The organism is Streptomyces asiaticus, assembly GCF_018138715.1.
GTDB lineage: Bacteria > Actinomycetota > Actinomycetes > Streptomycetales > Streptomycetaceae > Streptomyces > Streptomyces asiaticus.
In genome coordinates this window covers 7,242,051-7,266,767 of record NZ_JAGSHX010000006.1, presented here as the reverse complement: position 1 = coordinate 7,266,767, position 24,717 = coordinate 7,242,051, and the positions used below count along the sequence as shown (strand labels likewise).

The following is a 24,717-nucleotide window of genomic DNA, read 5'->3' as shown; positions in this document are numbered from 1 at the left end:
TCATGACCAAGCGTTCCGGGGCCGGGGTACACGGCCGGGGTACGGAGCCGGGTGACCCGGTTCCGGGCGGCTCGAAGCCACCGCCGGGCCCGAGCCGCCCGGAACCGAACAATCCGAAGGCAACCGACCCCGGGCCAAGCGGCCCGGGACCCCAGACCTCAGCTGCCCGGCTCCAGGACCTCCAGGTCGTCCTCGTCCTCGTCCTCGAGTTCCTCGTCGTCCTCGAGCTCCTCGTCGAAGACCGAGCTCATGTCGAAGCGGCACACGACCATATGCGGATCCGCCTGGTCGAAGGGGGCGGAGAGCCACTCCCCCGGCTCCGGGGGCTCCTCGGCCGCCACCACCCAGAGCGTGGAGTCACCCTCCTCCAGGCCGAACTCCTTGTGCCGAGAGGCGATCTCGTCCGGCTCGAACTCGCCGAAGACCACCCCCAGGGCGGTGTGCACGCTCTCCCCGGCGGCCGCCCCGCCGCCCTGCTTGTCGTTCCCCGTGTCGATGTCCGGATCCAGGTCGGCGATCCGCTGCGCCTGCGAGAGCAGTCGCTGCGGTTCGGCGACGACGTAGTCCCTGCGGATCAGCACGCTCAGCGCGCTCGGCTCCTCCGGCCCGGTGTAGGCGGGGAGGCGGTCGTCACCAGGGATCTCGAAGGGCGTCACCTCGTCGTAGGCGTCATAGAGCAGCTCGTCGTAGACCTCGGCTGCCGCCGCCAGTTCGTTGAACGCGGCGTAGACGGCCGGATCGCCTTCCCCCGACCGACGTTCGACGGCGTCGAGGTGACGATCCAGTGCGGCTTTCACCGCTTCAGCGGCGGCACGTACCTCGGCAGCGGATGGCTGCGCAGCATCAGACATAGTGCAGACGCTATCCGTAGCAGGGCAGTTCCCGCACAATAGATGCGATGCCGGAATACGAATTCTGTGATGTGTATGTGCCGCGGGGTGTTTCCCGCAAGGCCACTACCCGCCTGCTCACCGACCATGCCGAGTACGGACACTGGGAGTTGGATCGCTTGAGACTCAACCCCGACGGCAGCCGCAGAGTGCGATTGCGGCGCCGGATCATCCGCCAGCTACGGGCGACCTGGTAGCGGGCCGGGGCATGACCGGGCGGGCCCCGCTTGGTGCGGGCCCGCCCGGAGTGACGCCACCATCACCCGGCGTACGGGATCCGGGGTGTGATGCGCGGCGTGTGAGGTGCGGTGCACGGTGTGTGGTGCGGTGGGGACACCGCCCGGCACCTGTCAGCGCCCATCAGCGCGAAGTGTGATCAGCGCTGCGCGGCGCGGGCCCGGCGGTAGAGCACCGTGCCCGCGAGCAGCATGCCCGCGGCGGCCGGAATGGCCAGTTCGACGGGGCCCGCACCGGTGTGCGCGAGCTGCTCCTTGCTGCCGAGGTTCGCGGACGGGTCGAGGCCGTGGGCTCCCGCGTGCTCGGCCTGGTGGCCCTGCGAGGAGTCCCCGGGCTGCTCCGAGCCACCACCGGGGTTCGAGCCCCCCGGGTTGCTCGGGTTACCGGGATTGCCGGGGTTGCCCGGGTTCCCAGGCTGACCGGGGTTTCCGGGGTTGCCCGGATTCCCCGGGTTGCCCGGGTTCCCAGGGTTCCCCGGGTTGCCAGGATTCCCAGGGTTCCCCGGGTTGCCAGGATTCCCCGGGTTCCCGGGGTTCCCCGGATTGCCAGGGTTTCCGGGGTTCCCCGGGTTCCCAGGGTTCCCCGGGTTCTCCGGCACCGCCGGCACCGTCTCCCCGCACTCGCCGCCGTCGCTGCTGTTCCCGTACCCGACCGCGCTGATGTTGTTCCCGCACACATTGACCGGGACGCCGATCGGGGCCTGGATGTTGTTGCCGGAGCCGATGCCCGATGAGTCGCTGCTGCTGCCCTGCGCCTGCGAGCCGCCGGACTGGGAGCCGCCACCGCCGGACGAGTCGCCCGAGCCGCCGCCGGTCCGGTCGCCGCACTGCCCCCCGCCCGCGCCGTTGAGGACACCGACGACGCTGACCGTGTTTCCGCACAGGTTCACCGGCACATGCACCGGGGCCTGGATGTTGTTGCCCGAGACAATGCCCGGCGAGTACGCGGCGCCACCGTCGGCGCCCGACCCCGCCGCGTGGGCATAGCCGCCGGTCACGGCGAGAACGCCGCTGGCCGCGGCTACGGTGATCAGGCCCTTTTTCGCAACCTGTCGCATAACTTTCTGCTCCCCTAGCCTTCCGTCCCGGACGGAGTGCGCGCGGGCGATCTCGCCCGCACCCCCATCCCCGGGCGGCCCCGGAGCGCGCACACTCCGAGACCGCCCGGGATCACACCCCGGTGGACCGTGACCCGATGTCACGTGATCGATGCGGTAGTTGCCGAAGGCGGGGCACAGCACCACCCCCTTGTCGGCATCACGGCCCGGTTACGAGCCGCACACACCATGTAACGAGGAAGGAGCAATCAAGCTATCAAGCTACGACACCATTCACCCTTTTTGGTCCCTTCGGTATGTGTGATCGATTAGGCCGATCGTGTCAGCCCCTCAGCGGACCCGGCAGCCCCCTCGGACAGGCCCTCAGCAGGCGTCCAGGAACCGGTCCAGCACCCGCACACCGAACTTCAGCCCGTCCACCGGCACCCGCTCGTCGACCCCGTGGAACATCCCGGCGAAGTCCAGCTCCGGGGGCAGCCGCAGCGGCGCGAAGCCGAAGCAGCGGATGCCGAGGTCGTCGAAGGACTTCGCGTCCGTACCGCCCGAGAGGCAGTACGGCACGGCGCGGGCGATCGGGTCCTCCGCCTTCAGCGCCGACTGCATGGCGTCCACCAGCGCCCCGTCGAAGGTGGTCTCCAGCGCCTTGTCCGCGTGCACGTCCTCCCGCTTGACCCGCGGGCCGAGGATGCGGTCGAGGTCGGCCAGGAACTCCTCCTCGAACCCCGGCAGGAAGCGCCCGTCCACATGCGCCGTGGCCTGCCCCGGGATCACGTTGACCTTGTAGCCGGCGCTGAGCATGGTCGGGGCGGCGGTGTTCTGGAGCGTGGCCCCGATGATCTTCGCGATGCCGCCCAGCTTGGTGAGCGTCTCGTCCATGTTCTCCGGGTCGAGCGGGGTGCCGAGGGCGTCGGACAGCTCGTCCAGGAAGGACCGTACGGTCTTGGTGACCCGCACCGGGAACTTGTGCCGCCCGAGCCGCCCGACCGCCTCGGTCAGCTCGGTGATGGCGTTGTCGTTGTTGGTCATCGAGCCGTGACCCGCGGTGCCGTCCACCGTGAGCCGCATCCAGTGCATGCCCTTCTGGGCGGTCTCGATCAGATAGAGCCGCAGCTGCTCGTTGACAGTGAAGGAGAAGCCGCCGACCTCGCCGATCGCCTCCGTCACGCCCTCGAAGAGCTCGGGGTGGTTGTTGACCAGGTGCTTGGCCCCGTAGACCCCGCCCGCCTCCTCATCGGCGAGGAAGGCCAGCACGATGTCGCGCGGGGGCTTGCGCCCGCTGCGCAGCCGCTCCCGGACGACCGCGAGCGTCATCGCGTCCATGTCCTTCATGTCCACCGCGCCCCGGCCCCAGACGCAGTCGTCCACGATCTCGCCGGAGAAGGGGTGGTGGGTCCAGTCCTCGGCATTGGCCGGTACGACGTCGGTGTGGCCGTGGATGAGCAGCGCGGGACGGGACGGATCCTCCCCCTTGATCCGTGCCACGGTCGACGCCCTGCCCTTGTGCGACTCGAAGATCTTGGGCTCGAGCCCCACCTCGGCCAGCTTCTCCGCGACGTACTCGGCGGCCGCGCGCTCACCGGGGCCGGAGTGGTCGCCATAGTTACTGGTGTCGATCCGGATCAGGTCACGGCAGAGGTCGACCACCTCGTCCTCGCCCTTGACCGTCCCGGTCGTCGTCGCGCCCGAAAGCGACTCACTCACGATGCCTCCTCGTCGTTGCGCTGCCGCGGAACGCCCTGCCACGGACCCCCGCGGCAGGGGTCACCCGCCCATACTCCTCCGCTCGCCCGCCCAGCCCAAGGCGGCAATACCGCCGTCATGCCCCCGTCACACAGCCCGCCCACCCGGCCACTCCGGGGCACGACCGGCCGTGATCGAGCACGCCCCGATGTTTGCTATGGTTTTCCCTGTCGGAACGGCCACGGGCCGACCGGCAGACACCTGGTCCGGGTGGCGGAATGGCAGACGCGCTAGCTTGAGGTGCTAGTGCCCTTTATCGGGCGTGGGGGTTCAAGTCCCCCCTCGGACACCACAGACACATCGACACCCGCCTCCGGCTTTCCGCCGGGTGCGGGTGTTCGTCGTTTCGGCTCCTTCCCCCTCTCCCGCGCCGCCCCGCGCCACTCCTCGGCGGCAGAACGATCGGTTCCGGCCACCCCTCGCCGCAGCGCCCGTAAGAGGCGCGTCAAAGGCGCGCTGATCGCCGTATGGGACCCGTCAACGGCGGCCGGATCCGGCCATGGGGCGGGGTTTCCTTCTTGCGTTGTCCGTTCGATCCGCTGTTCGCGGATCTCCCCCGACCTCTTTCCAGGAGTTCGCGATGGCCGATGTGGCCTTCGTCGTCGTCACCATCGCGGTGTTCGCGCTGGTGGCCTTTGTCGCCAAAGGGGTGACGAAGCTGTGACCGCCGAAAACGTCGTCGGCCTGATCGTGGCCGTCGCCCTGCTGGGCTATCTCGTCCTCGCCCTGATCTTCCCGGAGAGGTTCTGAGAACAAGCATGAGTCCCGTACTCGCCGGCGTGCTCCAGCTGCTCGCCCTCATGGGGGCGCTGGCGCTCGCCTATGTCCCCCTCGGCACCTACATGGCCAGGGTCTACTCCTCCGAGAAGCATCTGCGCGTGGAGAAGTGGATCTACAAGGGCATCGGTGCCAACCCCGACACCGAGATGCGCTGGACCGCGTATCTGCGCGGGGTGCTGGCCTTCTCGGCGGCCGGGGTGCTCTTCCTCTATCTGTTGCAGCGGCTCCAGGGCGGCCTGCCCGGCTCGCTGGGGTTCTCCTCGATCGAGCCCGCGCAGGCGTTCGACACGGCCGCGTCCTTCGTGACGAACACCAACTGGCAGTCGTACTACGGCGAGCAGGCCATGGGCCACGTCGTGCAGACCGCCGGTCTGGCCGTGCAGAACTTCGTGTCGGCGGCGGTGGGCATCGCCGTCGCGGTGGCGCTGGTGCGCGGCTTCGCGCGCTCGCGCACCGGTGAGCTCGGGAACTTCTGGGCCGATCTGGTGCGCGGCACGGTCCGCGTCCTGGTGCCGGTGGCGGCGGTCGCCGCCGTGGTGCTGGTCGCCTGCGGGGCGATCCAGAACTTCTCCGGCATTCACGAGGTCGGCCAGTTCATGGGCGGCTCGCAAGCGTGGAACGGCGGCGCCGTGGCCTCGCAGGAGGCCATCAAGGAGCTGGGCACCAACGGCGGCGGTTACTTCAACGCCAACAGCGCCCACCCGTTCGAGAACCCGACCCCGTTCACCAACCTCTTCGAGATCTTCCTGATCCTGGTCATCCCGCTGGCGCTGACCCGCACCTTCGGCGTCATGGTCGGCTCGGTCAAGCAGGGCTACGCGATCCTGGCGACCATGGTCACCATCTGGGTCGGCTTCGTCGCCCTGATGATGTGGACCGAGTTCGCCCACCACGGCCCGGCGCTCCAGGCCGCCGGTGGCGCGATGGAGGGCAAGGAGACCCGCTTCGGGGTCGGCGGCTCGGCGCTCTTCGGGGTGTCGACCACGCTCACCTCGACCGGAGCGGTGGACTCCTTCCACTCCTCCTTCACCGGCCTGGGCGGCGGCATCACCATGCTCGGCATGATGCTGGGCGAGATCGCGCCCGGCGGGGTGGGCTCCGGCCTCTACGGGATGCTGATCATGGCGATCATCGCGGTGTTCATCGCCGGGCTGATGGTCGGCCGTACGCCCGAGTATCTGGGCAAGAAGATCGGTCCCCGCGAGATCAAGCTGGCGGCCTGCTACATCCTGGTCACCCCGGCGCTGGTCCTGGTCTTCACCGCCGCCTCCATGGCCCTGCCGACGCCGCCGAACTCGATGCTCAACTCCGGTGCGCACGGCTTCTCCGAGGTGCTGTACGCCTTCACCTCCGCCTCGAACAACAACGGCTCGGCCTTCGCCGGCCTGAACGCGAACACCGACTGGTACAACACCACGACCGGGCTCGCGATGCTGCTCGGCCGCTTCGTGCCCATGGTCTTCGTGCTGGCACTCGCGGGCTCGCTCGCCGGGCAGCGGCCGGTACCGGCCACCGCGGGCACGCTGCGCACCGAGAAGCCGCTGTTCACCGGGTTGTTGGTGGGCGCGATCCTGATCATTACCGGTCTGACGTACTTCCCGGCGCTGGCGCTGGGGCCGCTGGCCGAGGGGCTGGCGTGATGACCCCCCGCAGAGAAGAACACGAGGACTCCATGTCCACTGCCACTCCGACCAGGGCGCCGCACAGCGGCGTTCCCACCGGGCACAGCTCGGCCGAGGACCGTGTCGGCGCGGGCCTCTTCGACCCCCAGCAGCTGCTGCGGTCGCTACCGGACGCCTTCCGCAAGCTGGATCCGCGGGTGATGGTGAAGTCGCCCGTGATGTTCGTCGTGCTGGTCGGGTCCGTACTGACCACCGCGTTCTCGTGTCAGAACCCGGGCGACTGGTTCGGCTGGGCGATCAGCGCCTGGCTGTGGCTGACCGTGATCTTCGCCAATCTGGCGGAGGCGGTCGCCGAGGGCCGTGGCAAGGCGCAGGCCGACACCCTGCGCAAGGCCAAGACCGACACCGTCGCGCGCCGGCTGCTGGGGGACGGCGCGGAGGAGCGGATCCCCGGCACCGGGCTGACCATCGGTGACCTGGTGGTCTGCGAGGCCGGCGATGTCATCCCCGGCGACGGCGATGTCGTCGAGGGCGTCGCCTCGGTCGACGAGTCGGCGATCACCGGCGAGTCGGCTCCGGTCATCCGCGAGTCCGGTGGCGACCGTTCGGCCGTGACCGGTGGCACGAAGGTGCTCTCCGACCGCATCGTCATCAGGATCACCACCAAGCCCGGCGAGACCTTCATCGACCGGATGATCAACCTGGTGGAGGGCGCCGCACGGCAGAAGACTCCCAACGAGATCGCGCTGAACATCCTGCTCGCCTCGCTGACCATCGTCTTCCTGCTCGCCTGCGCCACACTGCCGCCGTTCGCGGATTACGCGGGCACGCATCTGACGATGGTGGTGCTGGTGGCGCTGCTGGTCTGTCTGATCCCGACGACGATCGGCGCGCTGCTGTCGGCGATCGGCATCGCGGGCATGGACCGGCTGGTGCAGCGCAATGTGCTGGCGATGTCGGGCCGGGCGGTCGAGGCCGCCGGTGATGTCTCCACGCTGCTGCTGGACAAGACCGGCACCATCACCCTGGGCAACCGGCAGGCGGCGGAGTTCCTGCCGGTGCGCGGCACCACCGAGGCCGAGGTCGCGGACGCCGCCCAGCTGTCCTCGCTGGCCGACGAGACCCCCGAGGGCCGGTCCGTCGTCGTCCTGGCGAAGGAGAAGTACGGGCTGCGCGAGCGCCACCAGGGCGAGCTGGTGGGGGCCGAGTGGATCGAGTTCACCGCGCAGACCCGGATGTCGGGTGTGGACGTCGGCGAGCGGAAGATCCGCAAGGGGGCGGCCGGTTCGGTCATCGCCTGGGTCCGGGAGCGGGGCGGTACGGTCGCCGAGGACGCGGACGGGCTCGCCCAACAGATCTCCGCGGCCGGTGGCACCCCGCTGCTGGTGGCCGTCCAGGACGACAAGGGCGCTCATGTGCTGGGCGTCATCCACCTCAAGGACGTGGTCAAGGAGGGCATGCGGGAGCGGTTCGACGAGCTGCGCCGCATGGGCATCAAGACCGTCATGATCACGGGTGACAACCCGCTGACGGCCAAGGCGATAGCCGAGGAGGCGGGCGTCGACGACTTCCTCGCCGAGGCCACGCCCGAGGACAAGATGGCCCTGATCAAGCGGGAGCAGGCGGGCGGCAAGCTGGTCGCGATGACCGGCGACGGCACCAACGACGCCCCGGCGCTGGCGCAGGCGGACGTCGGGGTGGCGATGAACACGGGGACGTCGGCCGCCAAGGAGGCCGGCAACATGGTCGACCTCGACTCCAACCCGACCAAGCTGATCGAGATCGTGGAGATCGGCAAGCAGTTGCTGATCACCCGGGGTGCGCTGACCACCTTCTCCATCGCCAACGATGTCGCGAAGTACTTCGCGATCATCCCGGCGCTGTTCGCGGCGGTCTACCCGGGCCTGGACAGGCTGAACATCATGCAGCTGTCCTCGCCGGACTCGGCGATCCTGTCCGCGGTCATCTTCAACGCGCTGATCATCATCGCGCTGGTGCCGCTCGCCCTGCGGGGGGTGCGCTACCGGCCGATGAGCGCGGACCGGATGCTGCGGCGCAACCTCGGGATCTACGGTCTCGGCGGCCTGATCGCGCCCTTCATCGGCATCAAGATCATCGACATCCTCATCTCCCTCATCCCCGGGATCGGCTGATCGCCATGAACCACTCCGTCACGAACACCGTCCGGCTGTTCGGCGCCGGGCTGCGCGCCCTGCTGATGCTGACCCTGGTGACCGGCGTCATCTACCCGCTGCTGGTCACCGGCGTCGCCCAGGGGCTGTTCCACGACAAGGCGAACGGCTCCGAGATCACGGCGCACGGCAAGGTCGTCGGCTCCTCGCTGATCGGGCAGCCGTACGACCTGCCGCTGAAGAAGGGCCAGGAGACCCCGGACCCCGATCTGAAGTGGTTCCAGGGCCGCCCGGCGAACGGCCTCGGCAGCAACAGCGTCAACACCCAGTACAAGCTGCTGCTGTCCGGAGCCACCAACCTCTCCGCCGACAGCAAGGACCTCCTCCAGCAGGTCCGGGACGCCAAGGCCGCGGTCGTCAGGAACAACTCGGTGCCCGGCTACACCGTCAAGCCATCCCAGGTCCCCGCCGAGGCGGTGACATCCTCCGGCTCCGGTCTGGACCCGGACATCTCCCCGCGGTACGCGGAGATCCAGGTCCATCGGGTCGCGGCGCGGAACGGGCTGTCCGTCGGCCAGGTGGAGAGGCTGGTCAAGGACAAGACCGAGGGGCGCATGGTTGGGTTCATCGGCGAGCCGCGGGTGAACGTCCTCGAGCTGAACGTCGCGCTCAAGGATCTGGTGGCCCGGCGCTGAGGTTGACGCCTGCGGCGGGTTGTTCCCCTCCCCGCCCCTTCCCACAACCGGGGCTTCGCCCCTGGACCCCGGGGTCCGGGGGCGAAGCCCCTGCCACGCGGCGGCCGCACTTACGCCGGTGAACCGCTGCGCGGCCGCTCCGGCAGCACGGCGCGGTCGGCGGGAGGCGCGGCGTCCGTGGTGGTCTTGGTGGTGGTGAGGTCCTCGATGCGGTCGGCGAACCCCGGCTCCGGCAGCGGGAGGTCGATGTCGGGGTCGTCGGTGAAGTCGACGGCCTCGGCGACGTAGTGGATGACCGCCCTGGTGGCGGGCGGGACCTCCTGTCCCCGCTTCAGGCCGTGCAGGATGCGCAGGGCGGCGGCCATCTCGTGGTCGGTGGCGGTCCAGTCCTCCACGGTGTCGGTGACCGGCGGGATGTCGTTGCCCGCCTGCTCGTGCCACCACTCGAGCCATGCGTGCGCCTGGCCGTCCTCGCCGAGGGCCATGTGGTGGAGGTAGAGGCAGTACGCGGCGGCGGGGTCGCCGGCCCCGGCGGCGAACTGCCACCAGAACTGGGCGTGGTCCTCGTGCCCGGCCAGCTGGAGTACGCATCCCAGGACCCGGGAGCCGGGCGGTTCGAGGATGCGGCGGGTGAGGAAGTCCCGCAGCTGGGTCAGGGCGTCGGGCCGGGCGATGATCGCCTCGCACAGGGTGTGCAGATCCTGCGCCATCCGCTCGTCCGCGCCTGGCACCGCGGCTCCGGCGGCCGCGGTGGTCCCCGGACCCTGTTGTGGGGGACGCTCCTGGGGCGGGACGCCGCCGGGGTTGGCGTGGCGGGCGGCGAGCCGGGCCTCGGCGGCCTCGAAGTCGATGGGAGGGGTGGGGTTGAGCAGGGCCCGCGCGAGGATGCGGTCAATGGGTGAGGTCATCGGTTGTCCTTGGCCAGGAGTTGTTGCAGACGGCGGCGGGCGTAGCGGGCGGTGGAGCGCACACCGGCCTCGGTGATGCCGAGGTGGGTGGCGGTCTCGGCGACGCTGTAGCCGCGGCAGTGGAGCAGGATGACCACGTCCTGCTGGCGCTCGGGGAGTTTCTTGATCGCCTGATAGAGGTTCAGGCTCTCCTCCAGGGCGGCGATGGGGTCGACCGCGTCCTTGAGGATCGCGGTCTCGAAGGTCGCGTTGTCCAGGAGGGCGGGGCCCCGGTTGCGGGCCCGGGCGAGGTCGATGACCCGGTTCTTCATCACCTTCCAGGCGTAGGCGGCCGGGTTCTCCATGGTCAGCACCTTGGGCCAGCAGCGCAGGAGCTGTTCGAAGGCGGCGTCGACGGCCTCTTCGGCGTCCGCGTGGTTGCCGAGGTAGACCATGGCCCGGTCGATGTACGCCTTCCGGTGGAGTTGGTGGAAGGCACGGAAGTCGGCGGGGAGTCCGGCGGTCATCGAGGTGATCTCGCGCGAGCGCGGGAAGTCGTTGGTCACCGCTCCCCTCCCTCCTGGTTATTGCGATGCAGTTCCGATACGCCGACGCGGACTCCCATCGCGGCCGCGCGGCGCAGGAGGGCGATGGCGTCACTGCCGAATACCCGGGTGACGAGTACGGCGGTGACGACGTTCACCACGGTTTGAAGATTCACCGGACTTCGCTGTCCTTCTGTTCGTCGTACGAGGGTGGCCCCCACACGCCCCGCGAGTGCGCGGTGTTGCGCCCTCTGTTCAGATAGCGCGTACCAACGCCGGTTCGTGCATCGGATGAGCCTAAAATCTTACGGAACGCAGCGATCCAATTACGCAAATATGAAAATCTCATCGCCAGATTCAGGAGTGCGGGCCGACCCCGTACCACCCGCGCCGCCCTGCGCCGTTGGGCGCGAGCGGCGGGTTACGGGGTGCCCGGCGGATCTTTCCCCTCCCCGCCCCTTCCCGCTACCAGGGGCTCCGCCCCTGGACCCCGGGGGCGACGAGCCGGCCGTCGCGCCGTGAACGCGTGCGCCAGCGCGCAGATAGCGGTCGGCACGTCGGTGCGCCGAATGACCGGACGGACGCCCGCACACGTCCCGGCCACCCGGCCGGGGCCCGGGGCGGCGCCCCGGCTCCGCTCCGCCCCTCGACCCGGGGGACGACAAACCGACCGCCGCCGCGATCACCTCACCAGCCCACGGCAACGACCGCGCCACCCGCGATGCAGCGGAAGACCGCACGGACGCCCGCGCACATCCGGGCCGCCCGGCCGGGGTCCGGGGCGGGGCCCCGGGTTTACTCCCCCTGGGCCCCAGGGGGGCGACAAGCCGGCCGTCGCCGTGGTCAGTTCACCGGACGGGGGCTGGGGCGGAGCCCCAGTTATGGGAAGGGGCGGGGAGGGGCACGGCCCGCCGCAGGCGTGTCTGGGGCTGCATGGCGGGGCTGTGGGAAAGGGCCGGGGGCGGGGAGCAGCCCGCCGCAGGCGGCGTGGGCCGGTGGGCCTCGCCTAGCCGGTGAGCGACTGGGTGCCGAGGACGGTGAGGAGGGCGAGGCGTTCGGCGTCCTCGGTGTCGGGCTCGGCGGTGTAGACCACGATGCGCAGATCGCTGCCCGCCACGGTGAGCACATCGCAGTCCAGCGTCAGCGGACCCACCCGTGGATGGTCGATGGTCTTCCGCGAGGCCTCGTGGTGGCCGACGGCGCCGGAGTCCCACAGCTCGGCGAACCGTTCGCTGTTCGCGCGCAGTTCCGCGACCAGCCGCCGCAGCCGCTGGTCGGCCGGGTAGCGGGCGGCGGCCGTGCGGAGGTCGGCAACCAGCGCAGCCTGGAACTCGGTGCGGGCCTCATGGGTCTGCCGGGACCCGGTGTCCTCGCTGACGAAATGGCGCCAGACTCCGTTGCGCTCGTTGCCGCGCCACCGGGACGGATCGCCCCTCAGGGCCACATACGGCGGATTGGCCATGAGCAGCGTCCAGGACGCGTCGCTCACGGCCACGGGCGTTCCGGTCAGCCGGTCCAGCAGCCGCTGGACGCTCGGGGTGATGTACGACGGGACCGTCTCCGGGCCGGGTGGGGCAAGCCCGGCCAGCCGGAAGAGGTGGGCGCGCTCGGCCGACGACAGCCGCAGGGCCCTGGCCAGGGCCTCGACGACCTGGGTCGAGGGATGGGACGCCCGGCCCTGTTCGAGGCGGGTGACGTAGTCGACGGAGATCCCGGCGAGCAGGGCCAGCTCCTCGCGGCGCAGCCCGGCCGCGCGCCGCTGCCCGCCGGCCGGCAGCCCGGCGGCCTCCGGGGGGACCCGGTCCCGCCAGCGCCGTACCGCCTGCCCGAACTCCGTAGTCGCCATGGTCACCAGTCTGCACCCCGGGCCGGGGACGAGCCTGGTACCCGCGGTCCCAGGAAGACGGAGCACCTGGCTGCCCGCGCGGCCCCTGACGCAGCCTGGACGGCATGACGACAACACTCATCACCGGAGCGAACAAGGGTCTCGGCTTCGAGACCGCCCGCCGGCTGATCGCCGCGGGTCACACCGTCTATCTGGGCAGCCGGGACGCCGACCGCGGACGCCGCGCCGCCGAGCAGCTGGGGGCGGGGGCGCGGCTGGTCGTCCTCGATGTCACCGATGACGCCTCCGTGGCCGCCGCCGCGAAGACCGTCGAGGCCGACGGCGGACTGGATGTACTGATCAACAACGCCGGTATCGAGGCGCGCACGCCGGACGGCGGGGTGATCGGCGCCGCGGAGGTCACTGCCGACATGATGAAGGAGGTGTTCGAGACGAACGTCTTCGGCGTGGTGCGGGTGACCCATGCCTTCCTGCCGCTGCTGCGGCGGTCCGCCGCCCCGGTCGTGGTCAATGTCAGCAGCGGGCTGGCCTCGCTGGAGCGGGTCTCCACCCCGGACACCCCCATGCACGCCTACCCGGGGGTCGCCTATCCGGCGTCGAAAACCACGGTCAACATGGTCACCGTGCAGTACGCGAAGGCGTTCCCGGAGATGCGGATCAACGCCGTGGAGCCCGGCTACACCGCCACGGACCTCAACGGGCACACCGGTCACCAGACCGTCGAGGAGGGCGCCGAGATCATCGTCCGCATGGCGACGGTGGGCCCGGACGGCCCGACGGGAGGCTACTTCGACATCGAGGGCACCCTCCCCTGGTAGCGGTGCCCTCCGCTGGTAGCGGGGCCTCCCCCGGTAGCGGGCCCTCCCCCCGGTAGCGGGGCCTCCCATGGGTAGCAGGGCCCTCCCCCTGGCGGGGGGCGGCGCTCGCCCGGCGCCGCCGCGCTCACTGCGCCCGGCTCTCCCGGGTGCGCCACAGCCACCTGATGTCGCGGGCGAAGGACCAGCTGAGCAGGGTCAGGGCCAGCAGCGCGGCGCCGAAGGCCACCGGGTACGGAAGCACATCGGCGCCCACGACCAACAGCAGCACGCCCTGGAGCGCGGCCACCGTCTTGCGGGCCGTGCTCGGGGGCAGCTGGCCGTTCAGCCAGGGCAGCACCCACGCCGCGGCCACGAAGGCGTAGCGCATGGCGCCGATCAGCAGCACCCAGGGGCCGAGGAAGGTGGCCACATAGACGCTGAGCACCAGGATGAGGACGGCGTCGACCTCCATGTCGAACCGCGCGCCCAGGGAGGACGAGGTGCCGGTGCGGCGCGCCACCTGTCCGTCGACCGCGTCGAGGATCAGCGCGACCGCGGTGAGGGACACCAGGGCGGTGACCGGCGTCGGGCTCTCGAAGGAGTCGGCGACCAGCGCGGTCACCCCGCCGACGAGCGTGGCCCGCGCCAGGGTGACCCGGTTGGCCGCTCCGAAGGAGGCGAGCCAGGACCGCTGGAGTGCGCGGGTGAGCACCGCCCAGGTGGCGACCGCGAAGGCCAGGCCGGTCAGCCAGCCCGCGGGTCCCAGGTCGATCGCCGTGCCGAGCAGGACGAGCAACAGCAGCTGCGCGGCCGCGCCCACGGCTGTCTCGTTGCGCAACGCGGCCGCGCCCGCGGCGCTCTGGTCGCGCAACAGCGTCGTGTTGTAGGGATTGTTCAGGGCCACCGTGCACCCTCCGGGCTGTGTGGCGGAGTGGATGGGTGCCGCGTACCGTGTTCGCGGCTTCATGGTCATCCGTACGTGGGCCACCCTCCGATTGTTCAGCCCCTCAGGAGAACGTCGTATGACGCGCACCGCCCGTGCCTTCTGGCTCCACTACCCCGGACACGGCGAGATACGGGAGGTGGACCTGGCCGAACCCGGGCCCGAGGACGTGGTGGTGCGCACGCTGTGCTCCGGGGTGAGCCGCGGTACGGAGACCCTGGTCTTCCGCGGTGGCGTACCGGAGAGCCAGTACGGCGCGATGCGCGCGCCGTTCCAGGACGGCGAGTTCCCGGGGCCGGTGAAGTACGGCTACCTCAATGTGGGTCTGGTCGAGGAGGGACCGGCGTCCCTGCGGGGGCGCACCGTCTTCAGTCTGTATCCGCATCAGACCCGCTTTGTGGTCCCGGCGAGCGCGGTGACCCCGGTGCCCGAGGGCGTGCCCGCGCCGCGCGCGGTGCTGGCGGGGACGGTGGAGACCGCGGTGAACGCCGCGTGGGACGCCGCGCCGCTGCTGGGCGACCGAATCGCGGTGGTGGGGGCGGGGATGGTGGGTGCCTCCGTCGCGGCGGTGCTGTCCCGGTTCCCGGCCGTACGGGTGCAACTGGTGGACGCCGAGCCGGCGCGCGCGGAGGTCGCGCGGGCGCTCGGGGTGGACTTCGCGCTCCCCGGTGAGGCGGCGGGCGACCTCGATCTGGTGGTGCACGCCAGCGCCACCGAGCAGGGGCTCGCGCGCTCGCTGGAGCTCCTCGCCCCGGAGGGCACCGTGCTGGAGCTGAGCTGGTACGGGGACCGGCGGATCGGCCTGCCGCTGGGCGAGGCGTTCCACTCCCGGCGGCTGACGGTGCGCAGCAGCCAGGTGGGGACGGTGTCCCCGGCCCGGGGCGCCCGCCGCTCCTACGGCGACCGGATGGCGCTGGCGCTCGAACTGCTCGCCGATCCCGCCTTCGACGCCCTCGTCACCGGCGAATGCGGTTTCGAGGAGCTTCCCGAGGTGCTTCCGAGGCTCGCCTCGGGCGAGATTCCGGGGCTGTGCCACCGGGTTCGCTACGCCGCGGAATCTGCCGTGTCGCCCGGCTGAACACGGGGAACGCGACGGCCGTACTAGAGGGCGTGCCCCGGCTGAGGGCCCGACGCGCCGTATCTGGAGGGTCATCCGTTGTTCAGCATCACCGTTCGCGATCACATCATGATCGCTCACAGTTTTCGCGGCGAGGTCTTCGGACCCGCGCAGCGGTTGCACGGGGCGACGTTCCTCGTGGACGCCACCTTCCGCCGTGCCGAGTTGGACGACGACAACATCGTCGTCGACATCGGCCTGGCCACCCGTGAGCTCGGGGAGGTGTGCGGCGCGCTCAGCTATCGCAACCTCGACGACGAACCCGACTTCAAGGGGATCAACACCTCCACCGAGTTCCTCGCCAAGGTGATCGCCGACCGCCTCGCCGAGCGGGTCGGCTCGGGTGCGCTGGGCGAGGGCGCCCAGGGCCTGTCCGGGATCTCCGTCACGCTGCATGAGTCACATGTCGCCTGGGCGAGTTACGAGCGTGGCCTATGAACCCGGCCGCACCGCGCACGGTGCACTTCGTGATGCCCGGCAGCGTGGCCGACCCGGCCACGCCGAGCGGCGGCAACGTCTACGACCGGCGGATCTGCCGGGATCTGCCCGGCTCCGGCTGGCGGGTCGAGGAGCACGCCATCGCGGGCGACTGGCCCCAGCCGGGCCCGGCCGCCCGCGCCGAGCTGACCCGGCTCCTGACCACGCTGGCGGACGGCACGCTCGTCCTGCTCGACGGGCTGGTGGCCTGTGCGCTCCCGTACATCGTCGTTCCGCAGGCCCAGCGGCTGCGGCTGTCGGTGCTGGTGCATCTGCCGCTGAGCGACGAGACGGGGCTGGCCCCCGGCCGGGCCGATGATCTGAAGGCGCTGGAGGGCCGGACGCTGCGCGCGGTGCGGACGGTGGTGGCCACCAGCGCCTGGGCGGCCGGGCGGCTGGTGGCTCTGCACGGGCTGGTCCCGGACCGGGTCCATGTGGCGGCGCCCGGCGCCGACATCGCGCCGCTCGCCTCCTCCGGCGGCGACGGCTCGCGGCTGCTGTGCGTGGCCTCGGTGACCCCGCGCAAGGGGCAACTGCGGCTGGTCGAGGCGCTCGCGCGGATCGATGACCTGCCCTGGGCTTGCGACTGTGTGGGATCGCTCGAGCAGAACCCGGAGTACGCCGCCCGGCTCCGGGAGCTGGTCGAGAAGCTGGGCGTGGCCGACCGGGTGCATCTGCTCGGCCCCAGGACCGGCGCCGAGCTGGACGCCGGCTACGCCTCCGCCGACGCGATGGTGCTCGCCTCGTACGCCGAGACCTACGGCATGGCGGTGACCGAGGCGCTCGCCCGGGGGATCCCGGTGCTGGCCACGGCCGTCGGCGGGGTTCCGGAGGCGGTCGGGCAGGCGCCCGACGGCAGGGTGCCGGGCATCCTCGTCGACCCGGACGACCCCGACGCGCTCACGGCGGCGCTGCGCCGCTGGCTGGGCGACCCCGGTGCGCGCCGCCGGCTCACCGCCGCCGCGCACGAGCGGCGCACCGCGCTGGCCGGGTGGGAGAACACCACCCGCAATCTGGCCGGTGCGCTGGAACAGCTCCGAGACGAACCGCGGAGGGCCGCGTGAAGACGACCGACGTACCGCGTTACACCCCCGACTGGCTGGAGCTGCGGGAGGGCGCCGACGCGGCGGCCCGTTCCCCCGAACTCCTCGAGGCGCTCGGCCCCCGGCTGTCCGGCCCGCCGCTGGTGATCCACGACCTGGGCTGCGGCACCGGTTCCATGGGGCGCTGGCTGGCGCCCCGGCTGAGCGGTCCGCAGCTGTGGATCCTGCACGACCGCGACCCCGATCTGCTGGACCGGGCGGCGGTGCGGATGCCCCGGGCGGCCACCGACGGCAGCCGCATCACCGTCGCGACGGCGCGCGGCGACCTCTCCCGGCTGACCGCGAGCACGCTGGACGGCGCCTCGCTGGTGACGGCGTCCGCGCTGCTGGACGTGCTCACCCCCGAGGAGGTGGACGGGATCGCCGCGGCCTGCGCCGAGGCGGAGTGCCCGGCGCTGCTGGCGCTGTCCGTGGTGGGGCGGGTCGAGCTCACCCCGGCCGACCCGATGGACGCGGAGATCACCGAGGCGTTCAACGCGCATCAGCGGCGTGGCGGTCTGGTGGGCCCCGACGCGATGGCGGTGGCCTCCGAGGCGTTCGCCCGGCACGGCGCGACGGTACGGACCCATGCCAGCCCCTGGGTGCTGGGCGCCGAGCACTCCGCGCTGACGGCCGAGTGGCTGCGGGGCTGGGTGGGCGCGGCCGTGGACCACCGGCCGGAGCTCGGCGCGCACGCCGAGGCGTATCTGCGCCGCCGGCTGGCGATGGCCGCGGCGGGCGCGCTGCGGGTGGTGGTGCACCACCACGATCTGCTGGCGCTGCCCGCGCCCCGCACGCTGGGGGCGGCCGCGTGACCGGCGCGCTGCGGGCCCGGCTCGGGGCGGCCGCGGGCGTCGCCATCCTCGGGGTGGTGCTGTGGCGGCTGGGCACCGGGGCCTTCGTGGACGGCTTGCGCACCATCGACGGGCCCACCCTGCTGGCGGCGGTCGGCCTCGGCCTGCTCACCACGGTCTTCAGCGCCTGGCGCTGGTGTCTGGTGGCGCGGGGGCTGCGGATCCGGCTGCCGCTGGGCCCGGCCGTCGCCGACTACTACCGCGCGCTGTTCCTCAACGCCGCGCTGCCCGGCGGGGTGCTCGGCGATGTGCACCGCGCGGTGCGGCACGGGCGGGACGCGGGGGATGTCGGCCGGGGCGTGCGCGCGGTGGTGCTGGAGCGGGTCGCGGGCCAGGTGGTGCTGATCGCGGTGGGGGTGGCGATCCTGCTGGCCCACCCCTCCCTGGCGCTGGAGCACACCGGCCGGCTGATCGGCGGGCCGGCCGCGGCATGGGCACTGGCCGCGGTGTGCGTCCTGGCGCTCCTCGCGGTGGTGGCCGTCCGGCGCCGCCGCCGCGCGGCGCCGGTGGCCGGGCGGCGGCGGGGCGCGGTCCGCGGCGCGCTCCTCGAGGCGCGCCGCGGGCTGCTGGCCCGGGGCAGCTGGCCGGGGGTGGTGATCTCCTCGGTGGTGGTGCTGGCCGGGCATCTGACGACGTTCGTCCTGGCCGCGCGGGTGGCGGGGTCAGACGCCCCGCTGACCGAGCTGGTGCCCCTGATGGTGCTCGCCCTGATCGCCATGGCCCTGCCGCTGAACGTCGGCGGCTGGGGCCCCCGCGAGGGCGTGACCGCCTGGGCCTTCGGCGCCGCGGGCCTCGGCGCGAGCCAGGGGCTGACCGTGGCCGTGGTCTACGGGGTGCTCACCTTCGCCGCGAGCCTCCCCGGTGTCGTGGTGCTGGCCGTCCAGGGTTACGGCCGGCTGCGGGGCCGACAGGTCGAGTTCGAAGAGGGTGTCCTCGCCGAGGGTGTCGCGGCGGACGGGCGGGCGGAGCGCGTTCCGCATGACCGTCGTCCCGTCGAAGCGCAGTCCGGGGATGCCGTCGCCGAGCAGGACCGGGGCCACGGTGACGTAGAGCCGGTGCAGCGCCCCCGCGTGCAGGAAGCGCGACACGGTGACCCCGCCGCCCTCGACGAGAATCCGGCCGAGCCCGCGCCGCCGAAGCGCCCGCACCAGGTGGTGGGGGGCAAAGGCGTCCGGGTCCTCAAGCGTCAGCACGTCCACGCCGTCCGGCGGCGCCGGCCGGCGCTCACCGGTGGTGCCCACCACCCACAGGGTCGGAGCTGAGCCATCGGTGAACACCCGTCGGTCGAGCGGCACCCGTCCGCGCGGATCGAGCACGACCCGCACCGGGTGGGCGCCCGCGCAGGCGCGCACGGTCAGCTGGGGGTCGTCCGCTACGGCGGTGCCGGCCCCGACGACCACCGCGTCGGCGAGGGCGCGCAGCCGGTGGAGATGGCGGCGGTCCTCCTCACCGGTGACGTAGTCGGCGTCGCCGGTGCGGGTGGCGATGAAGCCGTCCAGGCTCTGGCCGAGCTGAGCGATGGTCAGCCCCGGCCCGGCCAGGCACAGCGGGAGATAGCGGTCGACCAGGAGCCGGGCCTCCGGCGAGGCGGCCTCGCTCCACCGCCACCGGCCGTCCGGGCCCCGGACCAGACCGGCGGCCCCCGCGTCCGACTCGGTCCGGACGGAGCGCAGCCGCTCCCATGCCTCTTCCGTCTCCAGGAAGGTCATCCCGCCTCCTTCTCGGCACCGACCAGGGAAAGATACTCGGCGAAGCAGTCGACGAGCCCGGCCAGGAGTTCCTTTCCCTTGTCCGCGGACGCCCTGGACGGACGGCCGACGACTCCGGTTTCGGTATAGGCGGACATACCGAGGGTGAGCAGATGTTTCCGATCGTCGGATATCCAGTCGGAGGTTTCATGGCCGGGCCGTACGAGTTCCGGATGGGCATGCAGGAGGATCGATGTCTCCAGTTCGCCCGCATGCATATCGCTGTTGGCCGGGGTGCGTACTCCGGCACGTGTCCTTGCGGCCTCCCAGTCGGCCGATCCGGGGAATAGCGCCATGCGGAAGTCAGTGCCAGCGGATTCCTGAACGATGTTGCGCAGTACGTAATTTCCGCCGTGTCCGTTCACCAGAATCAGACCGCGTATACCCGAGCGCCTGAGGGAGTCCGCGATATCGCGGACGACGGCGTAGAGGGTGGCCGCGGAAATCGACACCGTCCCTGGCCAGGCGGCGTGTTCATGGGAGCAGGAGACCGTCACCGGGGGCAGCTGGAGCACCGGGTACGCGGCCGCGATCTCCGCCGCGACCGTGCAGGCGATGACCGTGTCGGTCACCAGCGGGAGAAAGGCGCCGTGTTGTTCGAAGCTGCCTACGGGAAGAACGGCGACCTCAGGCCGGTCGGCCCGCACTTCCTCCGTCGTCCGTGTCGGCAACACCATGCCGGCCTGCGGGCGCGTTCCCGAACCGCTCATATCTCGTGGACCTTTCATACGTCGGCCGGACAGCTTGTTGCTGCGGCTTTCTCATTCTCCTGTACAAGGGCGGTGGTTTTCCAGATAAGATCGGGACATGACAGAAAGTGATGGTGTGTTCGATGTCGACACCCGCACCTCGGGTGTCGAACGAGTGGTGAATGTCCGGCTGGCCACGAAGCATGGCGACTTTCTCGCGATCGGCTATCGGGACCTCGTGCGCGGCGATGAACAAATAGCGCTGGTATACGGCGATGTCGGCGGGGAGGAAGCGCTTACCCGGCTGCATTCCGAGTGCCTCACCGGAGACGCGTTCGGCTCCCGTCACTGCGAGTGCGGCGACCAGCTCTCCGCCGCGCTGAAGGCGATCGTGGCCGAAGGCCGGGGCGTTCTGGTGTATCTGAGGGGCCATGAGGGGCGCGGCATCGGGCTGCTCGCCAAGCTCCAGGCGATGAAGCTCCAGTCCGAGGGGCTGGACACCGTCGAGGCCAACCTCGCCCTCGGCCTGCCGGCCGACGCCCGCGACTACAAGGTGGCGGCGGACGTCCTGCACGACCTCGAGGTGCGCTCCGTGCGGCTGCTGTCCAACAACCCCCAGAAGCGGGACGCGCTGCTGCGGCACGGCGTCCGGGTCAGCGAGCAGGTGCCGCTGCTGATGACTCCGCACAAGGAGAACCTCCCGTATCTGCTCACCAAGCGGGATCGCATGGACCACTATCTGCCCCATCTGGAAGCCGTGATCCAGCGCACCTGAAGGAGGCCCTGGCCCCGGGCCGCGGCCTGGTCCACCGGTGTCGACCGGGCGTGGGCCGCGGCCCGTATCGGTGCGGAGTCCCGGCGTGACCATACCGCCGAACGGGCGATCAGTACGCATATGTCCGAGAATGGAGGTGCCGCGTGACGTTCCGAAGGACGACGATCAAGGGTAGGGACCATGGACCTCGAGATCGAGCTCCGGGTGGACGGGACCGAGCACCGCCTCACCGTCGACACCCGTACGTCGCTACTGGACGCCCTGCGCGAACAGCTGGGGAACACCAGCCCCAAGAAGGGCTGCGACCACGGACAGTGCGGCGCCTGCACCCTGCTGCTCGACGGCCGCCGGATCCTCGGCTGCCTCGCGCTGGCCGTCGCCCACCAGGGCGCGGACATCGTCACGGCGGCCGGGCTCACCGACGGTGAGCTGCATCCGCTCCAGCGGTCGTTCATCGCCCATGACGCCTTCCAGTGCGGCTACTGCACACCCGGTCAGATCGTCTCGGCGGCCGGGATGCTCCAGGAGGCCGGGGAGGGCTGGCCCAGCGCCGCGAGCAAGGACCCCGGCGCCACCGATGTGGTGCTCGACGACGAGGAGATCGCCGAGCGGATGAGCGGCAATCTGTGCCGCTGCGCCGCGTACGCGAACATCGTCCCGGCGATCGCGGAGGTGGCGCACCGATGAAGCCCTTTCGCTACGAACGCGCCGATGAGGTGCCGGCGGCCGTCGCCACCCTGGTGAGGGAACCCGAGGCGGCCTATCTGGCCGGGGGCACCAATCTGGTCGATCTGATGCGTCTTGAGGTGACGACCCCGGAGATGCTGATCGACGTCCGGCGGCTGACCTCGGACCGGATCGAGGAGCTGCCCGACGGGGGGCTGCGGATCGGCGCGGCGGTGCCCAACAGCGATCTGGCCGCCGACCTACGGGTCCGGCGGCGCTATCCGGTGCTCTCCCAGGCGCTCCTCTCGGGCGCCTCGGGCCAGCTGCGCAACCTCGCCACCACCGGCGGCAATCTGCTCCAGCGCACCCGCTGCCCGTACTTCCAGAACGTCACCACCCCCTGCAACAAGCGCATACCGGGTTCGGGCTGCTCGGCGGTGCAGGGCTATCAGCGCGATATGGCGATCCTGGGCGCCTCCCCCGCCTGTGTGGCCACCCACCCCTCCGACATGGCCGTCGCGCTGGCCGCGCTGGACGCGGTGGTGACGGTGGCCGGCCCGGCCGCCGAGCGGCGGATCCCGCTGACCCAGCTGTACCGGCTGCCGGAGGACACCCCCGACCGCGACACCGTCCTGGAGCGCGGTGAGCTGATCACCGGGGTGGAGCTGCCGCCCCCGCACGCCGCGACCCGCTCCCGCTACCGCAAGGTGCGCGACCGCGCCTCGTACGCCTTCGCGCTGGTCTCGGTCGCCGCCGCGCTGGAGGTCACCGACGGGGCGGTACGGGACGTAGCGATCGCGCTGGGCGGGGTGGCGCACAAGCCCTGGCGGGCCATCACGGCCGAGGCGGTGCTGCGCGGCGCGCCCGCCACGCGGGAGAGCTCCGTGGACGCGGCCGCCGCCGAGCTGGCCGCGGCGCGGCCGCTGGCGGGCAACGCCTTCAAGGTTCCGCTCGCCCGCAACACGATGGTCGCCACCCTGCTGGAGCTGCTGGAGGAGGCGCGATGAGCGACGTCGCGGCACGCCCCCGCGCCATCGGCATTCCGATGGACCGTATCGACGGTGTGCAGAAGGTCACCGGGACCGCCACCTACGCCTATGAATGGCCCCTCGACCAGCCCGTCTATCTGTATCCGCTCCAGTCCACGATCGCCGCCGGGCGGGTCACCGGGGTGGACGGCGCGCTCGCGGAGGCGGAGCCGGGGGTGCTGGCGGTGCTCAGCCACCTCAACGCCCCCACGCTGACCCGCCCGGACGATCCGGAGCTCGCGGTGCTCCAGACCGACGAGGTCGCCTGGCGCGGCCAGTTCATCGGGGCGGTGGTGGCCGAGAGCCTGGAGACCGCGCGCCGCGCGGCGGGGCTCGTCCGCGTGGAGTACGAGAGCCGGCCCCCCGATGTGGTGCTGCGCGCCGACCGCGGCGACCTCTACTCCCCGGTGGGCGCCGCCACCTTCGGCTCGGGCGGCGGAGAGCTCCAGGACGGCTCGCCCGCCGACAGTGTGCTGGGGGACGTGGACACGGCGCTGGCGGCGTCGCCGACCATGGTGGACGCCACGTACTCCACACCGATGTACCACAACAACCCGATGGAGCCGCACACCGCCGTGGTCACCTGGCTGGACGGTGAGCTGATCGTGCGCTGCGCCACCCAGGGCGCCTCCATGAGCCAGGCCCTGATCTCCGGGGTGCTGGGTCTTGAGCCGGGGCGGGTGCGGGTGATCTCCCCCCATGTCGGGGGCGCGTTCGGCTCGAAGGTCTACCCCCATTCGTACGCCGTGCTGGCCGCGATGGCGGCCCGGATGGTCCGGCGGCCGGTCAAGTTCTCGCTGACCCGGCAGCAGATGTTCGCCCTGGTCGGCTACCGCCCTGCGTCGATCCAGCGGATCCGGCTGGGCGCCGGACGGGACGGCAGGCTGACCGCGCTCTCCCACGAGGTGATCGAGCAGACCGCCAAGGCCAAGGGGTACGCGGAGCAGGTGGCCGGCTGCTCCCGGTTGATGTACGCGGCGCCGCACCGGCGCACCACTCACCGGCTGGCCCCGCTGGACGTCCCGGTGCCCACGATCATGCGGGCGCCGGGCGAGGCGCAGGGGATGTTCGCGCTGGAGTCGGCGCTGGACGAGATGGCCATCGCCTGCGGCCTCGACCCGGTGGAGTTCCGGATCCGCAACGAGCCGGAGGTGCATCCGGAGTCCGGGCTGCCGTTCTCCAGCCGCCATCTGACGGCCTGTCTGCGCGAGGGCGCCCGCCGGGCCGGCTGGGACCGGCGCGACCCGGTCCCCCGTTCCCACCGCGAGGGGCGCTGGCTGGTGGGCACCGGCGTGGCCGCCTCGACGTACCCCTCCCCCCGCTTCCCCGGCAACGCGGCCACGATCCGGCTCGCCCCGGACGGCCACTACACGGTCCGGATCGCCGCCGCCGACCTGGGCACCGGCACCTGGACGGCGCTCACCCAGATCGCCGCGGACGCGGTGAGCGCACCCGTAGGGCAGGTGGAGGTGCGGATCGGGGACACGGCGCTGCCGGCCGCGTCGGTCGCCGGGTTCTCGGCGGGCATCAACAGCTGGGGCACCGCGATCTGGGAGGCGGCGGACCGGCTGCGGGCCCGGCTCCAGGCCGAGCACGGCGGTGTCGCGCCGGCGGAGGGGCTGGAGGTCACCACGGAGCTGTCCGGCGGCAATCCGGAGGCCGAGCGCTATGCGATGCACAGCTTCGGCGCCCAGTTCGCCGAGGTACGGGTGGACGAGGACACCGGCGAGGTGCGGGTGGCGCGGCTGCTGGGGATGTTCGACGTGGGCCGGGTCATCAACCCCAAGACGGCCCGCTCCCAGCTGATCGGCGGAATGACCCAGGGGATCTCGATGGCGCTGTACGAACACAGCGTGCTGGACCCGCGGTTCGGCCATGTGGTCAACCAGGACTTCGCCCAGTACCACATCGCCTCCGCCGCCGATGTCCACTCGATCGAGGCCCACTGGGTGGACGAGTCCGATCCGTACACCAACCCCATGGGGGCCAAGGGCCTCGGTGAGGTGGGCATCACGGGCACCGCCGCGGCCATCGCCAACGCCGTGCACCACGCCACCGGCGTCCGGATCCGGGAACTGCCCATCACCCTGGACAAGCTGGTGTCCTAGCC

At 71.5% G+C, this 24,717-nt stretch carries 24 protein-coding genes, 1 tRNA gene and 2 pseudogenes; 17 read left to right on the top strand and 10 right to left on the bottom strand.

The genetic code is table 11. The features are described from left to right. Positions 1 to 158: 158 nt before the first annotated feature. The gene (locus KHP12_RS38885; RefSeq protein WP_086881684.1) at positions 159 to 851 is read right to left on the bottom strand and encodes a hypothetical protein; all 693 of its coding nucleotides are present in this window, start codon (positions 849 to 851) and stop codon (positions 159 to 161) included. Between the two features lie 47 nt (positions 852 to 898). Between KHP12_RS38885 and KHP12_RS38880 the strand changes: the two genes are divergently transcribed. Beyond that, entirely contained in the window at positions 899 to 1,087 is a 189-nt protein-coding gene (locus KHP12_RS38880) for a DUF5703 family protein (RefSeq protein ID WP_014059547.1), read from the top strand. A 179-nt stretch (positions 1,088 to 1,266) separates the two neighbouring features. Here the strand turns inward: KHP12_RS38880 and KHP12_RS51600 are convergent, their stop codons facing one another. Both KHP12_RS51600 and KHP12_RS38870 read right to left on the bottom strand, forming a co-directional pair. Then, entirely contained in the window at positions 1,267 to 2,184 is a 918-nt protein-coding gene (locus KHP12_RS51600; protein ID WP_218053772.1) for a chaplin, read from the bottom strand. Between the two features lie 363 nt (positions 2,185 to 2,547). Beyond that, entirely contained in the window at positions 2,548 to 3,885 is a 1,338-nt protein-coding gene (locus tag KHP12_RS38870; RefSeq protein WP_086881685.1) for a M20/M25/M40 family metallo-hydrolase, read from the bottom strand. A 243-nt stretch (positions 3,886 to 4,128) separates the two neighbouring features. Between KHP12_RS38870 and KHP12_RS38865 the strand changes: the two genes are divergently transcribed. The 6 genes from KHP12_RS38865 to KHP12_RS38840 all read left to right on the top strand — a co-directional run bounded on the left by KHP12_RS38865 (position 4,129) and on the right by KHP12_RS38840 (position 9,153). Then, positions 4,129 to 4,216, top strand: a tRNA-Leu gene (locus KHP12_RS38865). A gap of 231 nt (positions 4,217 to 4,447) precedes the next feature. After that, positions 4,448 to 4,588 (top strand): hypothetical protein, encoded by a 141-nt coding sequence (locus KHP12_RS38860; RefSeq protein WP_167442805.1) that lies wholly within the window; start codon positions 4,448 to 4,450, stop codon positions 4,586 to 4,588. After that, complete coding sequence (kdpF, locus tag KHP12_RS38855; RefSeq protein ID WP_018566520.1) at positions 4,585 to 4,674, top strand: K(+)-transporting ATPase subunit F; 90 nt, start codon at positions 4,585 to 4,587, stop codon at positions 4,672 to 4,674. The genes KHP12_RS38860 and kdpF overlap by 4 nt, the downstream gene beginning before the upstream one ends. 8 nt (positions 4,675 to 4,682) lie before the next feature. After that, positions 4,683 to 6,344: a potassium-transporting ATPase subunit KdpA gene (gene kdpA, locus KHP12_RS38850; protein ID WP_086886227.1), complete on the top strand. Its 1,662-nt coding sequence runs from the start codon at positions 4,683 to 4,685 to the stop codon at positions 6,342 to 6,344. A 32-nt stretch (positions 6,345 to 6,376) separates the two neighbouring features. Continuing rightward, a complete protein-coding gene (gene kdpB / locus KHP12_RS38845; RefSeq protein WP_211834218.1) occupies positions 6,377 to 8,479 on the top strand; it encodes a potassium-transporting ATPase subunit KdpB in 2,103 nt (700 codons plus the stop codon). Positions 8,480 to 8,484: 5 nt separating this feature from the next. Continuing rightward, a complete protein-coding gene (locus KHP12_RS38840; protein WP_086886229.1) occupies positions 8,485 to 9,153 on the top strand; it encodes a potassium-transporting ATPase subunit C in 669 nt (222 codons plus the stop codon). 110 nt (positions 9,154 to 9,263) lie between these two features. Here KHP12_RS38840 and KHP12_RS38835 read toward each other — a convergent pair whose 3' ends face one another. From KHP12_RS38835 to KHP12_RS38820, 4 genes are all read right to left on the bottom strand, one after another. Then, positions 9,264 to 10,061, bottom strand: a complete 798-nt coding sequence (locus KHP12_RS38835) for a hypothetical protein (RefSeq protein WP_086886230.1) — start codon at positions 10,059 to 10,061, stop codon at positions 9,264 to 9,266. Next, positions 10,058 to 10,606 carry a sigma-70 family RNA polymerase sigma factor gene (locus KHP12_RS38830; protein WP_078956986.1) on the bottom strand — a complete coding sequence of 183 codons (549 nt, stop codon included), beginning with the start codon at positions 10,604 to 10,606 and terminating at the stop codon, positions 10,058 to 10,060. The genes KHP12_RS38835 and KHP12_RS38830 overlap by 4 nt, the downstream gene beginning before the upstream one ends. Then, on the bottom strand, positions 10,603 to 10,761 hold the full coding sequence (locus KHP12_RS38825; protein ID WP_167396636.1) for a hypothetical protein: 159 nt from the start codon (positions 10,759 to 10,761) through the stop codon (positions 10,603 to 10,605). The genes KHP12_RS38830 and KHP12_RS38825 overlap by 4 nt, the downstream gene beginning before the upstream one ends. An 830-nt stretch (positions 10,762 to 11,591) precedes the next feature. Then, positions 11,592 to 12,431, bottom strand: coding sequence for a helix-turn-helix transcriptional regulator (locus KHP12_RS38820; RefSeq protein ID WP_086882781.1), 840 nt, complete (start codon positions 12,429 to 12,431; stop codon positions 11,592 to 11,594). Positions 12,432 to 12,535: 104 nt separating this feature from the next. Between KHP12_RS38820 and KHP12_RS38815 the strand changes: the two genes are divergently transcribed. Continuing rightward, the gene (locus tag KHP12_RS38815) at positions 12,536 to 13,249 is read left to right on the top strand and encodes an SDR family oxidoreductase (protein ID WP_086882779.1); all 714 of its coding nucleotides are present in this window, start codon (positions 12,536 to 12,538) and stop codon (positions 13,247 to 13,249) included. A 124-nt stretch (positions 13,250 to 13,373) separates the two neighbouring features. Here KHP12_RS38815 and KHP12_RS38810 read toward each other — a convergent pair whose 3' ends face one another. Then, positions 13,374 to 14,132, bottom strand: coding sequence for a CDP-alcohol phosphatidyltransferase family protein (locus KHP12_RS38810; protein WP_372455259.1), 759 nt, complete (start codon positions 14,130 to 14,132; stop codon positions 13,374 to 13,376). 118 nt (positions 14,133 to 14,250) lie between these two features. Here KHP12_RS38810 and KHP12_RS38805 point away from each other — a divergent pair, with 118 nt between their 5' ends. The 5 genes and pseudogenes from KHP12_RS38805 to KHP12_RS51595 form a co-directional block, all read left to right on the top strand. Beyond that, entirely contained in the window at positions 14,251 to 15,249 is a 999-nt protein-coding gene (locus KHP12_RS38805; RefSeq protein WP_086882778.1) for a zinc-dependent alcohol dehydrogenase, read from the top strand. Positions 15,250 to 15,327: 78 nt separating this feature from the next. Next, entirely contained in the window at positions 15,328 to 15,726 is a 399-nt protein-coding gene (locus KHP12_RS38800) for a 6-pyruvoyl trahydropterin synthase family protein (RefSeq protein WP_086882777.1), read from the top strand. Further along, the gene (locus KHP12_RS38795) at positions 15,723 to 16,829 is read left to right on the top strand and encodes a glycosyltransferase family 4 protein (protein ID WP_086882776.1); all 1,107 of its coding nucleotides are present in this window, start codon (positions 15,723 to 15,725) and stop codon (positions 16,827 to 16,829) included. Before KHP12_RS38800 ends, KHP12_RS38795 begins: the two co-directional genes overlap by 4 nt. After that, positions 16,826 to 17,662 (top strand): class I SAM-dependent methyltransferase, encoded by an 837-nt coding sequence (locus KHP12_RS38790; protein WP_037950125.1) that lies wholly within the window; start codon positions 16,826 to 16,828, stop codon positions 17,660 to 17,662. Before KHP12_RS38795 ends, KHP12_RS38790 begins: the two co-directional genes overlap by 4 nt. Next, positions 17,659 to 18,495, top strand: a pseudogene (locus KHP12_RS51595) (lysylphosphatidylglycerol synthase transmembrane domain-containing protein); the annotation flags it as partial. The gene KHP12_RS38790 and the pseudogene KHP12_RS51595, both read left to right, overlap by 4 nt. 279 nt (positions 18,496 to 18,774) lie before the next feature. Here the strand turns inward: KHP12_RS51595 and KHP12_RS51590 are convergent. Both KHP12_RS51590 and KHP12_RS38780 read right to left on the bottom strand, forming a co-directional pair. Continuing rightward, positions 18,775 to 19,410: pseudogene (locus tag KHP12_RS51590) on the bottom strand (RibD family protein); the annotation flags it as partial. Then, positions 19,407 to 20,159 carry a creatininase family protein gene (locus KHP12_RS38780; RefSeq protein ID WP_210609109.1) on the bottom strand — a complete coding sequence of 251 codons (753 nt, stop codon included), beginning with the start codon at positions 20,157 to 20,159 and terminating at the stop codon, positions 19,407 to 19,409. The gene KHP12_RS38780 and the pseudogene KHP12_RS51590, both read right to left, overlap by 4 nt. Before the next feature lie 97 nt (positions 20,160 to 20,256). On the opposite strand from KHP12_RS38780, the gene ribA reads away from it, so the two are divergent. The 4 genes from ribA (at position 20,257) to KHP12_RS38760 (ending at position 24,715) form a co-directional block, all read left to right on the top strand. After that, positions 20,257 to 20,913: a GTP cyclohydrolase II gene (ribA, locus tag KHP12_RS38775; RefSeq protein ID WP_037950114.1), complete on the top strand. Its 657-nt coding sequence runs from the start codon at positions 20,257 to 20,259 to the stop codon at positions 20,911 to 20,913. A gap of 180 nt (positions 20,914 to 21,093) precedes the next feature. Then, positions 21,094 to 21,600 (top strand): (2Fe-2S)-binding protein, encoded by a 507-nt coding sequence (locus KHP12_RS38770; protein ID WP_086884686.1) that lies wholly within the window; start codon positions 21,094 to 21,096, stop codon positions 21,598 to 21,600. Then, complete coding sequence (locus KHP12_RS38765) at positions 21,597 to 22,586, top strand: FAD binding domain-containing protein (protein WP_086884687.1); 990 nt, start codon at positions 21,597 to 21,599, stop codon at positions 22,584 to 22,586. The genes KHP12_RS38770 and KHP12_RS38765 overlap by 4 nt, the downstream gene beginning before the upstream one ends. After that, positions 22,583 to 24,715: a xanthine dehydrogenase family protein molybdopterin-binding subunit gene (locus KHP12_RS38760; protein WP_086884688.1), complete on the top strand. Its 2,133-nt coding sequence runs from the start codon at positions 22,583 to 22,585 to the stop codon at positions 24,713 to 24,715. The genes KHP12_RS38765 and KHP12_RS38760 overlap by 4 nt, the downstream gene beginning before the upstream one ends. The last annotated feature ends 2 nt before the right edge of the window (positions 24,716 to 24,717 follow it).